Consider the following 11,640-nt stretch of genomic DNA (forward strand, 5'->3'; position numbering starts at 1 on the left):
CCGGCGGGTGCGGATCTGCCGGACCTGCGGCCGGCGGGGGTGCGGCGGGGGCAGGCGCTGGTCGAGGTGTGTCGGCGGTTCTTGAAGGCCGGTGCGGGGCCGAAAAGTGGTGGGGTGCGTCCGCAGGCGACGGTCACGGTCGGGCTGGCCGAGCTGGCTTCTGGGCAGGGGGTCGCGACGCTGGATTTTGTCGGGACGGTGTCGGTGCGGATCGCCCGGTTGTTGACCTGTGATGCGGATGTGCAGCCGCTGGTCCTGGGATCGACGGATCTGCCGCTGGAGGCGTGGGCGAAGGCCCGGTCGTTCCCGCCGGCGTTGCGGCGGGCGATGGTGGTCCGTGATGGGGCGGGCTGTGCCTGGCCCGGTTGTGATACCCCGGCTGGTTGGTGCGATGCGCACCACATCGTTTTCTGGGCCGATGGTGGTTTGACGGTGTTGGAGAACGGGGTGTTGATTTGCGGGTTCCATCACACGGAGATCCACTTGGGCAGGTGGGTGTGTCGGATGGCCGCGGACGGCCGCCCGGAGTTCATCCCGCCCAGATGGCTGGATCCGGCCCAGCGGCCCCGCCGGAACCACCTGTTCACCGCTGGCGGGCACTTCACCGGGACTGCCGGCCCTGCCGACACCCAGTCCGACGACCCCGACTCGAGCCGGGCTGGTTCCGGCGACACCAACTCCGGTGACCCCGATCCCGGTGGCACCAAGTCCGGCGACCCCGAATCTGGCCGGCCCGAAACATCTTCGCCCGATACCTCCCCGCCCGATACCTCCCCGCCCGGGGCCGGACCCAGGTCCGCCGGGCTACCCAGAGACCCCAGGGCTGGCAAGACTTCCCGACCGTCGACATCGGCGTCCGGACGATCCGGCGACCGACCGGCCAAAGTGCCGGCCCGGTGGTTCGACGACCACCCGGCCGGACCCCGACCCACATCCGATCCCCGGCCACGGCACCGCCGGCGCCAGCGGCCGACGCCGGCCGGGCAGCCACTGGACAGCCGATGCCGGCCACCGATCGACCGGGTCTGGCCCGGTATCCGGACGGGCCTCCAGATCACCCTGCGCCGACGGCACTGAGGAGCACACCACCGCGCGAGGACCCGTACGACGAGCCTGAACCCATCGGACTCGCCGGGCACCAACGCGCAGCGGCCACGCGCCGATGCCCCGGCCACCATCCAGCTACCCCAGGGCGACCCGGATCGGGATCGCGCCGTCGTTGAACTCGATGGTGCGCCCGATCGTCGACGGCAGGTCCAACGACGCTGCGATCACGGCTGCCACGTTGCCGCGACTCACCGAGCCCGGCTGCACGCCGTCGCCTGTCTCGATCCGACCCGTCGGAGCCTGCGGCGTCAGCCCGCTCGGTCGCAGGATCGTCCAGCCGAGCTCAGTCCCGGCGAGATGGGCATCGGCCAGGGACTTGGCCTCCGCGTACGGGTAGAAGCTGTCCTCCGGCGGCACACCGTGCTCGGCACCGGCACCGAAGTACGACACCATCAGGTACCGGTCTACCCCGGCCTGCCCGGCGGCGTCGATCGACCTGATCGCGGCGTCCCGGTCGACGGCCCAGGTGCGTTCCGGGTTCCCGCCGCCGGCACCGGCGGACCACACCAGCGCGTCGAATCCGCCGATCAGCTCGGCGATCTCCGCTGTCGACCTGCGTTCGATGTCCGCCACCACCGGTGTCGCTCCGGTGGCCGCGACGTCGCCGGCTTGATCGGGCCGGCGAATGATGCCGGTCACCTGATGACCGGCCTGGATCAGCAGCGGCTCGAGCAGCAGGGCCACCTTTCCGTGGCCACCGATGATGCCGACGTCCGTCATGAGGATCAGGCTATCCGGGTCGGCGCCGGTGCCGATGCCGACGCCGATCCAGATGCCGGGGTCAGCGCCGGTCGGCGGCGGCCCTAGGCTTGTCCACAACCACTCCGACAGTGCAGGGGTCCCATGCTGCGACGAATCGATCTGACCGCCGGCCTCGGCGACGTCCGCGAGGTCCGCGACGTGCTGCCCCGCGCCGTCGGCGCCGCCGCGGCGGCCGATGCCGCAGTCGCCGGGATCCTGGCTGACGTGCGGGAACGCGGCGTCGCCGCGGTTCAGGACGCCTCGGAGCGCTTCGACGGTGTCTGTCCGGCGGACGTTCGGGTGCCGCAGTCGGTCGTCGAGGGCGCCTTGCACGGTCTGGAGGAGACGTTGCGCGGCGCGCTCGCCGAATCGATGGACCGGGCACGGCGCGGGCACGAGGCGCAGTTGCCGGCCGAGACGGTCACCCACCTGACCCCGGGTGGCAGCGTGACCCAACGGTGGATCCCGGTACGGCGCGTCGGCCTTTATGTCCCTGGCGGTCTTGCTCTCTACCCGTCCAGTGTGGTGATGAACGTGGTACCGGCGCAGGTCGCCGGGGTGGCCGAGATTGTTGTCGCCTCACCGCCGCAGGCCGACAACGACGGCTGGCCGGACCCGACCGTGCTGGCTGCCTGCGCGCTGCTCGGCGTCACCGAGGTGTACGCCGCCGGCGGTGCGCAGGGCATCGCCCTGCTGGGTTACGGATCGGCCGCGGGAGGATCGTCGGCCGTGGAACCGGTCGATGTGATCACCGGTCCGGGCAATGTCTACGTGACAGCGGCCAAACGCGCCCTGCGCGGCACTGTGGCGATCGACTCCGAGGCCGGACCGACCGAGATCGCCGTGCTGGCAGACGATTCCGCCGATCCGCGGTTCGTCGCCGCGGACCTGATCTCGCAGGCCGAGCACGACCCGAATGCGGCGGCAGTACTGATCACCACGTCTGCCGAGCTGGCCGACTCCGTCGACACCTTGCTGGGCGAACTGGTGGCCACCACCAAACACCGTGAGCGCGTCAAGCAGGCGTTGACGGGGCAGCAGTCGGGCACGGTATTGGTTCGGTCGCTGGGCGACGCCATCGCGGTGGCGAACGCCTACGCCGCCGAGCATCTGGAGATCCAGACCACGGACGCCGCAGCGGTGGCCGGTCGGATCACCAACGCGGGTGCGATCTTCGTCGGTCCGTTCTCGCCGGTATCCCTCGGCGATTACTGCGCGGGCTCCAACCACGTGCTCCCGACGTCGGGCGGGGCGCGTTACTCATCGGGGCTGAACACCACGACTTTCCTCAAATCGGTCCAGGTGATCACGTACAACGAGTCGGCGCTGGCCGTGGTGGCGGCGTCGGTCGGCGTGCTGGCGGAAGCGGAGAACCTGCCCGCCCATGGCGCCGCGGTGGCTGCGAGGTTCGGCGAATGACCATCGGCGACACGGCGCGGCTCGCCGACCTGCCGCTGCGGGCGGACCTGGTCGGTCGCACGCCGTACGGGGCTCCGCAGCTCACCGTGCAGGTACAGGCGAACACCAACGAGAATCCGTACGCTCCGTCCGCGGCCCTGGTGGCGGACCTGGCCGCGTCGGTCGCCAAGGTGGCTACCGGGCTCAACCGTTACCCGGAGCGTGACGCCGTCGAGTTGCGCACAGCGCTCGCCGCCTACCTGGCGGGTGCGACCGGAGTGCCACTGACGGTGGCAAACCTGTGGGCTGCCAACGGATCGAACGAGATCCTCCAGCAGCTGTTGCAGGCGTTCGGGGGTGACGGCCGATGTGCAATGGGCTTTGAACCGTCGTACTCGATGCACCCGATCATCGCCACCGGTACCAGGACCGTGTGGATTCCCTCTCCGCGGCGGAGTGACTTCAGCCTGGATGTCGAGGGGGCTCGGCAGCAGATTGCCCGGCACCGGCCCGATCTGCTGTTTCTCACCACGCCGAACAACCCGACCGGCGGCGCGCTGACCCTGGACGAGGTTCGCACCCTGGTGCAGGCGGCACCTGGCATCGTGGTGGTGGACGAGGCCTACGCCGAGTTCAGTGCCGCTCCCTCGGCCGTCGGCCTGATCGACGAGTTCCCCGGGCAGGTGGTGGTGGTCCGCACCATGTCGAAGGCGTTCGCCTTCGCCGGGGGCAGGCTCGGATATCTGGCGGCTGCGCCGGCGGTCATCGATGCCCTGCTGCTGGTGCGGCTGCCGTACCACCTGTCGACGCTGACCCAGGCTGCTGCCGCGGCCGCACTGCGGCACGCCGACGACACCCTGGCCACCGTTGCCGCCCTGGTCGCCGAACGGAACCGGGTGGCAGATGCGCTGGGCGGCTTGGGATATGCAGTGATCGACTCGCAGGCGAACTTCCTGCTGTTCGGCGGCTTCGCCGATGACGATGCGTCGGCCGCCTGGCAACGGTTCCTGGACGCCGGGATCCTGCTGCGCGACGTCGGCATCCCCGGATACCTGCGGGTGACCATCGGTGTGCCCGCCGAGAACGACGCTTTCCTCCAACAGGCCGCCGCCGGGCGCGCCGACGTCCGAACGGAGAAATGATGGCCAGGCAATCGAAGCGAACCGCGCGAATCGAACGGAAGACGTCGGAGTCGCACGTGGTTGTCGAGATCGATCTGGACGGCACCGGCAATGTCGACATCACCACCGGGGTGCCGTTCTACGACCACATGCTGACGGCCTTCGGCGTGCACGGCGCGTTCGACCTGACCGTGCAGGCCACCGGCGACATCGAGATCGATACCCACCACACCGTCGAGGACGTGGCCATCGTGTTGGGTCAGGCGATCGGAGAAGCGTTGGGGGACAAGGCCGGCATCCGTCGCTTCGGTGATGCCTTCATCCCGATGGACGAGACACTTGCGCAGGCCGTCGTGGACGTCTCCGGGCGACCGTTCTGCGTGCACACCGGCGAACCGGATTCGGTACTGGGCTTCACTGTCGGCGGCAACTATCCGGTCGTGCTCAACCGGCACGTGTTCGACTCGTTGGCCTTCCACGCCAGGATCGCACTGCATGTCAGGGTGCTCTACGGCCGCGACCCGCACCACATCTGCGAGGCCCAGTTCAAGGCGGTGGCCAGGGCGCTTCGGGCGGCGGTCGAGCCGGACCCGCGGGTCAGCGGGGTGCCGTCGACGAAGGGTGCCCTGTGAGCCAACAGCGAGCGGAGGCAACGGACGCGGGAGCGGAGGCAACGGACGCGGGAGCGGAGCGAGCGTGGCCGGCCCGTAGTGAGCGCGGAGGCGAACGATCGTGGCTGTGACGACGAACGAGTGGGCGCTGTGACAGCCGTACCCCCGCGGGTGGTCGTCCTCGACTACGGGTCGGGCAACCTGGCTTCGGCCAGGCGGGCACTGGCCCGGGTCGGGGCGGACGTCGAGGTGACGGGTGATTTCGACACCGCACTGGCCGCCGATGGTCTGGTGGTACCCGGCGTCGGCGCCTATGCCGCCTGCATGGCCGGGCTGCGCGCCGTGCGTGGGGACCGGATCATCGGTCGCCGGCTGGCCGGGTCACGGCCGGTGCTGGGCATCTGCGTCGGGATGCAGATCCTGTTCGAACGAGGGGTCGAGCACGGCGTCGAGACCGAAGGCGTCGGTGAATGGCCCGGCGTCATCGAGCGGTTGCGGGCGCCGATCGTGCCGCACATGGGCTGGAACACCGTTCGACCCGGCGCCGGCAGCAGATTGTTCGACGGCATCGACCCGGACACCAGGTTCTATTTCGTGCATTCCTATGCCGCCCGCAGTTGGGATCTCCAGGTTCATCCTCCGTTCCCGGAACCCGCGGTGACCTGGGCCGATCACGGCGGCGATGGCTTCGTGGCCGCGGTGGAGAACGGGCCGCTGACGGCCACCCAGTTCCATCCGGAGAAGTCCGGCGATGCCGGGGCCGAGATCTTGTCGCGATGGGTGAAGAACCTCTAGTATCGAACAGATGTTCGATACTCAGGAGATTCCGACGGTAGCCCCCTCCCGGGAGCAGATACTGGCCGAGCTGCGCCGCCGAATCGGTGGCGATGCGTTCAGGCCCTCCCGGAGGCCGACAGCACCGCTGGCCGTCCCGGGAACTTCCCGGAAACACGTGGCAGCCGCCGGTATCGACTCCGAGGTGTTACCGGTGCTCGGCCCGTTGGCCGAGATCCTGCCCCGCGGCGGGCTGCCCCGCGGCGGAGTGGTCGCCGTCCAAGGCGGGAAGTACCCCGCAGAACCTGCCGCCGGACCCGGCAGCGGGCAGCGCGCCGGACCCGGCAACGGGCGGCGCGCCGGACCCGGCAACGGGCAGCTCGCCGGACCCGGCAACGGGCGGCTCGTCCGCCTCGGCAACCGGCTGGGTGCCGACGGCGCCGGGGCCGAGGCCTGGACGGACCCGGGACCCGGCGGTGCCTCCAGCCTGCTACTGAGTCTGCTTGCCTCGCCGACTCCGCGATGGACGGCGGTGGTCGGTATGCCGGACATCGGGTTGGTGGCCGCTGCCGAGCTCGGCGCCGATCTGGAGCGGCTGGTGGTGATACCCGATCCCGGACCCGATGTCCTGCATGTGGTTTCGGTGCTTGTCGACGGTGTCGAGCTGATCGTCGCCGGCGCGCCGTGCGGACCGTGGGGGACACCCGCTCGGCTGCGGGTGCTCTCCGGTCGGCTTCGACAGCACGGCACGGTGCTGCTGGTGGCGGGGAGCTGGCCAGGTGCGGATCTGGTCCTGCGAGCCAGACACACCGGGTGGGCGGGCATCGGGCAGGGGACCGGCAGGCTGCGGGATCGGGAGCTGACGATCGAGGTCGGCGGTCGTCGAGCCGGCCGACCGGGACACGAGCACACGGTGCTGTTGTCCGGGCGACGGGACGGCACCGTCGCCATGGTCGACACCGCGACCGGGACCGCGATCACCGAACCGATCGCCGCCCCCATCCCGGCGGCGATGTGAGGAGACGTCGAATCCCCACCTGGCAAACGCGGCGGGAGGCGCAGTTATCGGTCGAAGAGACCGGGTGCAGTCAGGCGGTGAAGAGCGCGCCGTAGGCGTTCAGCGCCGGCTGCCCGCCGAGATGCGCGTAGAGCACCGTTGAGTCCTTGCCGATTTGTCCGCCGCTCACCAGGTCGATCAGCCCGGCCATCGACTTCCCCTCGTACACCGGGTCGATGATCATGCCCTCCAGCGACCCGGTGAGCCGGATCGCCTCCAGGGTCGAGTCGACCGGAATCCCGTAGTAGTCACCGGCCCAGCCGGGCAACACGGTGATCTCGTCATCGGTCAGCTCCCTGCCCAGGTCGATCAGCTCCGCGGTGTTGCGGGCGATCCTGGCAACCTGTGCCCTGGTCTCGTCCAGCTTGGCTGAGGCATCGATCCCGATCACCCGGCGCGGACGGTCCTGCCCGGCGAAGCCGGCGATCATGCCGGCGTGGGTGGATCCGGTCACCGAACAGACCACGACGGTGTCGAAGAAGACGCCGAGCTCCGCCTCCTGGCGTTGCACCTCGTCAGCCCAGTTCGCGAAGCCCAGCCCGCCCAACGGATGATCGGACGCGCCGGCCGGAATCCCGTACGGCTTGCCGCCGCGCTCCCGGACGTCGTCCAGCGCCTGGTTCCACGAGTCCTTGAACCCGATACCGAACCCGGCCGGATCCAGCCGAACCTCCGCCCCCATGATCCGGGACAGCATGATATTGCCGACCCGGTCGTTGACGACGTCCGGCCAGTCGACCCATTTCTCCTGTACCAGAACGGCTTTCAGTCCCAGATGGGCAGCGAGGGCGGCCACCTGCCTGGTGTGGTTGGACTGGTATCCGCCGATGGAGACCAGCGTGTCGGCGCCCTGCGCCAGGATGTCCGGAACCAGGTACTCCAGCTTTCGGGTCTTGTTCCCGCCGAAGGCCAGGCCGCTGTTGCAGTCCTCGCGCTTCGCCCAGATCCGGGCGCCGCCCAGGTGCCGACTCAGCCGATCCAGGGGATGAACCGGGCTGGGTCCGAACAACAGGGGATGACGGGGAAAATCCTTGAGTGCCATAGCGTCTCCTTCGTCGATCAATGATCAGCGGTGTCGGTGTCGGTGTCGGTGTCGGTGTGAGTGTGGGTGGCGGTAGCGGTGTGGGCGGCGCCGCCGGTCGGTTCTTGGATCGCGTCCAACAGTGGCGCCAGGGTCTGCCAGGTCCGATACGAGGCGGCGGCTGCTGCCTCGACGTCACCGGCCGCGCACAGGTCGATCAACTCGGTGTGCAGCCGCACCGATCCGCGACCGGCGATCGAGGCGAACCGGGCCCGTTCCAGCCGACGTACCACCGGGGTGAACTGCTCCAGCACCGCAACCACCGCGGAGTTGTTCGCGGCGGCCACCGGGATCGCGTGCAGTTCGTCGTCGGCGCGCAGTGCCGCTTCCGCATCAGCGGCCCGGATGGCCGCCGCGAACAGGCGGTTCGCCGCTCGCATCCGGTCCAGGTCGTCGGCGGTGAGCTGGCCGACGGCTTCCCGGACCGCGAGTTCGTGCATCGATGCGACCACGGATTGGGCGTCGCGAACGGCCCGGAGGTCCAGGCTGCTGACGACCGTCGACCGGCCCGGAGCGGTGATCACCAGGCCGGCCTGCTGCAGTCGGAGCAGAGCTTCCCGGACCGGGGTGCGGCTCACCCCGAGCCGGCCGGCGAGTTCGCCGTCGCGCAACTGCTCACCCGGAGCCAGGCTGCCGTCGACGATGGCATCCCTGAGCCGCTGGTAGACGTCGTCCCGCAGCAGGCTACGGGTCAGCGCCGGGACCTCGGCAGAAATCGGCATGCAATATATTGCACCGGACCTGGTGGACCGTGTCAAGCCGACGAGGCCCCTGTCTAGGTCGCCACGGCTTGGGCGAAGCCGAGGGCTGGCCGGCATCGAGCCGGGCCGAGCTCTCGGCGATCGACGCGAGGGCCGCGGGTGTCACCCTGAGTCACCGCTGAACCATTTGTTGCGGCAGTTGCGTGAAGGTGATTGAGAATGGCGGAAAACGCGCAGCGAACATTGCCGGGGATCGACCATCGACGTAGCGTCTCGCGCCATGACACGACGAGCGGGCGGCAGGTTCACCGGACGATTCAGGATGGCGACAGCAACAGCGGTTTCCCTGTTGATGGCCGGCTCGATGCTGGCCCCGGCCGCTTCTGCCGCGGCTTCGGCGCCGTCAGCCCCCGTCGCATCCGAGATCTCCGGCTCGTCGGCCTCGGCTCACCAGCGGCCGGACCTCTCCGAGCTGCTCGGTCGGATCTGGGCCCGAAACACGCTACGGCACATGACGATCCAGGAGAAGGTCGGTCAGCTGTTCTCCACCCATGTCTACGGCACCACGGTCGACTCGTCGGACCCGAACAATGTCGCCGAGTACGGTCTGGCCACCCCGCGGGAGATCATCGCCAAGTACCACCTCGGTGGCGTGCTCTACTTCGCCTGGACCCACAGCGTCGACAACCCCATCCAGGCGGCCGGTTTGTCGAACGGCATCCAGCGAGTCGCTCTGAGTACCGGTGCACACGTCCCGATGTTGATGTCGATCGACCAGGAGGGCGGGCTGGTCACCAGGATGCTGGAGCCGGCGACCCAGACGCCGGGCGCGATGGCTCTGGGCGCCACCCGTGACGCCGACGGTGCCCGCGATATCGCCGCCATCCAGGGCAAAGAGCTTGCCGCCGTCGGCGTTCGGCAGAACTTCGCCCCGGTGGCCGACGTCAACGTCAACCCTGACAATCCGGTGATCGGCGTGCGCTCGTTCGGCTCGGACCCGACCACCGTCGCCCGGCTCACCGCCGCGCAGGTGCGCGGCTATCAGGACGATGCCGGGATCTCTTCCGCCGCAAAGCATTTCCCCGGACACGGTGACACCGACGTTGACTCGCACTACGGATTCCCGGTCATCAATCACACCCGGCAGCAATGGGACGAGATCGACAAGCCGCCGTTCGAGGCGGCGATCAAGGCCGGGATCGACGTCATCATGACCGCCCACATCCAGGTACCGGCGCTCGATCAGTCCGGTGACCCGGCCACCCTGTCCAAGCCCATCCTGACCGGGATCCTGCGTGGCGAACTCGGCTTCAAGGGCGTCATCGTGACCGATTCACTCGGTATGCAGGGCGTACGGGACAAGTACGGAGATGCCAGGGTTCCGGTACTCGCGCTGAAGGCCGGTGCCGACATCCTGCTGAACCCGCCGGATCTGGACGTCGCCTACAACGGGGTGTTGTCCGCGGTGGCCTCCGGCGAATTGACCACCGGGCGGATCGACGAGTCCGTCACCCGGGTGCTGATGCTGAAGTGGCGCAACGGGACGGTCCTGCATCCGTTGGTGAACGAGCGAAAGGTACCGGCGATCGTCGGCATCCAGCCGCACCTTGACCGGGTCCAGCAGGTCACCGACGACTCGACGACGGTGCTGAGCAACGACGGTGGCACGCTGCCGTTGGCGGTGTCCGGCAAGAAGATCCTGGTGACCGGTTACGGCGTCACGACCAAGCAGACGTTGGCCGACAAGCTCGCCGAGCGTGGTGCCGACCCGTCGATCGCCGCCACCTCGACCAATCCGACCGATGCGCAGATCTCCGGTGCGGTCGCGGCCGCCGGCGCGACCGATGCCACCGTCGTGCTCACCATGAACGCGGCGGCGTCGCCCGGGCAGGCGAAGCTGGTTGCCGCCTTGCGGACCAGTGGCGCCACGGTGATCGTCGCCGCGGTCCGCAATCCTTACGACGTCGCCGAGTTCCCCGACGTACCGACCTACCTGGCCACCTACTCCTACCAGGCAGTGGCCATCGAGTCGCTGGTCCGGGTGATTGTCGGCGAGGTCGGACCGACGGGCACTCTTCCGGTCGCGGTACCGGAGAAGGGCGGCGGCACCCTGTACCCGCTCGGGGCCGGTCTGACCTGGTGACCGGCCTCAAGCCTTCCGGGCGAGGTGCACGGTGAGGTCGGCGCTGATCCGCACAGAATCGGGCAGCGCCCGGCGGATTCGCTGCAGCACGGTCACTCGAGCCGACTCGGCGAGGGTGAGGTAGGCGGACACGGTCGTGAGATGGCCGAGGTAGTCGTCGGCGGAGATCGTCATGCGCCGCTGCACGGTCAACTGCTGCACGTCGATGAAGCGTCCCGACCGGATCAGTTCGGATCCCGGCCACTGCATCGGGTCTTCCGGTGGAGTCCCGTCGGGCGAAGGGATCTCGTCGGAGTCGACGACCGCTGATCTGGCCGCCCGCACCGCGGCCGCGACGTCAGGGTCGGCCGGCTGCAGCTGGCCGCCGAAGGAGGCGAAGGTCCCGCCCGGCGCGAGCAGCGCGGCGATGCGTGCCGGACGTTGCCGGGCCGCCGTCCAGTGCAACGCGGCCGCCGCGTACACCAGGTCGTAGCCATGGTCGATCGGTATCAGTTCCTCGAACGCCGCCAGCACCGTCGTCACCGTTGCCGGCAGGTGGGTGCGCAGCTCCTCGAGCATGGCCGGGTCGGGTTCGCTGGCGGTCACGGCGATGCCACGACCGGCGAATGCCCGGGTGGCCTTGCCGGTGCCGGCGCCGATCTCCAGCGCGGTCCGGACCGGGCGGCCGGCGTAGCCGAGCACGTGATCGACGAGTTCGTCCGGGTAGCCGGGACGGAATCGCTCGTAGGCCGCCGCCGCCGATCCGAAGCTCCGTGAGCGCTCGGTCATCTGGTCGGCCCTGTCATCTGGTCGGCTTGGTCATGGTCGGCCCTGGCATCCGGTGATCCTCCCGCATTACGTCGATCCGGACAGCGTGACGTCTCCGTGGTGAGCTCCCGCCACACTTTGTGTATCGAACATCTGTTC

Annotated in this window: 11 protein-coding genes; 7 read left to right on the top strand and 4 right to left on the bottom strand. The window is 69.3% G+C overall.

All coding sequences use genetic code 11. The features are described 5' to 3' along the window. On the top strand, positions 1 to 1,077 hold a 1,077-nt coding region (locus K340_RS33795), incomplete at its 5' end, for an HNH endonuclease signature motif containing protein (RefSeq protein WP_154674055.1). A gap of 105 nt (positions 1,078 to 1,182) precedes the next feature. Here the strand turns inward: K340_RS33795 and K340_RS0103370 are convergent. Continuing rightward, positions 1,183 to 1,827 carry an SDR family oxidoreductase gene (locus K340_RS0103370; RefSeq protein ID WP_029135663.1) on the bottom strand — a complete coding sequence of 215 codons (645 nt, stop codon included), beginning with the start codon at positions 1,825 to 1,827 and terminating at the stop codon, positions 1,183 to 1,185. A gap of 123 nt (positions 1,828 to 1,950) precedes the next feature. On the opposite strand from K340_RS0103370, the gene hisD reads away from it, so the two are divergent. From hisD to K340_RS33800, 5 genes are all read left to right on the top strand, one after another. Continuing rightward, on the top strand, positions 1,951 to 3,267 hold the full coding sequence (hisD, locus tag K340_RS0103375) for a histidinol dehydrogenase (RefSeq protein WP_029135664.1): 1,317 nt from the start codon (positions 1,951 to 1,953) through the stop codon (positions 3,265 to 3,267). Then, positions 3,264 to 4,388, top strand: a complete 1,125-nt coding sequence (locus tag K340_RS0103380) for a histidinol-phosphate transaminase (RefSeq protein ID WP_029135665.1) — start codon at positions 3,264 to 3,266, stop codon at positions 4,386 to 4,388. The genes hisD and K340_RS0103380 overlap by 4 nt, the downstream gene beginning before the upstream one ends. Further along, positions 4,388 to 4,999: an imidazoleglycerol-phosphate dehydratase HisB gene (gene hisB / locus K340_RS0103385; protein WP_029135666.1), complete on the top strand. Its 612-nt coding sequence runs from the start codon at positions 4,388 to 4,390 to the stop codon at positions 4,997 to 4,999. The genes K340_RS0103380 and hisB overlap by 1 nt, the downstream gene beginning before the upstream one ends. Before the next feature lie 129 nt (positions 5,000 to 5,128). Then, positions 5,129 to 5,773, top strand: a complete 645-nt coding sequence (hisH, locus tag K340_RS0103390) for an imidazole glycerol phosphate synthase subunit HisH (protein ID WP_169726900.1) — start codon at positions 5,129 to 5,131, stop codon at positions 5,771 to 5,773. Positions 5,774 to 5,783: 10 nt separating this feature from the next. After that, complete coding sequence (locus K340_RS33800) at positions 5,784 to 6,770, top strand: hypothetical protein (protein ID WP_051264978.1); 987 nt, start codon at positions 5,784 to 5,786, stop codon at positions 6,768 to 6,770. Positions 6,771 to 6,840: 70 nt separating this feature from the next. Here the strand turns inward: K340_RS33800 and K340_RS0103400 are convergent, their stop codons facing one another. Both K340_RS0103400 and K340_RS27210 read right to left on the bottom strand, forming a co-directional pair. After that, complete coding sequence (locus K340_RS0103400) at positions 6,841 to 7,851, bottom strand: 1-aminocyclopropane-1-carboxylate deaminase (protein ID WP_029135668.1); 1,011 nt, start codon at positions 7,849 to 7,851, stop codon at positions 6,841 to 6,843. A gap of 17 nt (positions 7,852 to 7,868) precedes the next feature. Next, a complete protein-coding gene (locus K340_RS27210) occupies positions 7,869 to 8,612 on the bottom strand; it encodes a GntR family transcriptional regulator (RefSeq protein WP_051264981.1) in 744 nt (247 codons plus the stop codon). A gap of 301 nt (positions 8,613 to 8,913) precedes the next feature. On the opposite strand from K340_RS27210, the gene K340_RS0103410 reads away from it, so the two are divergent. Then, entirely contained in the window at positions 8,914 to 10,734 is a 1,821-nt protein-coding gene (locus K340_RS0103410) for a glycoside hydrolase family 3 protein (RefSeq protein WP_029135669.1), read from the top strand. A 6-nt stretch (positions 10,735 to 10,740) separates the two neighbouring features. Here K340_RS0103410 and K340_RS0103415 read toward each other — a convergent pair whose 3' ends face one another. Next, positions 10,741 to 11,502, bottom strand: coding sequence for a class I SAM-dependent methyltransferase (locus tag K340_RS0103415; RefSeq protein WP_029135670.1), 762 nt, complete (start codon positions 11,500 to 11,502; stop codon positions 10,741 to 10,743). Positions 11,503 to 11,640: the final 138 nt, after the last annotated feature.

Origin of the sequence: Nakamurella lactea DSM 19367, assembly GCF_000426645.1 — a bacterium.
GTDB classification, from domain to species: domain Bacteria; phylum Actinomycetota; class Actinomycetes; order Mycobacteriales; family Nakamurellaceae; genus Nakamurella; species Nakamurella lactea.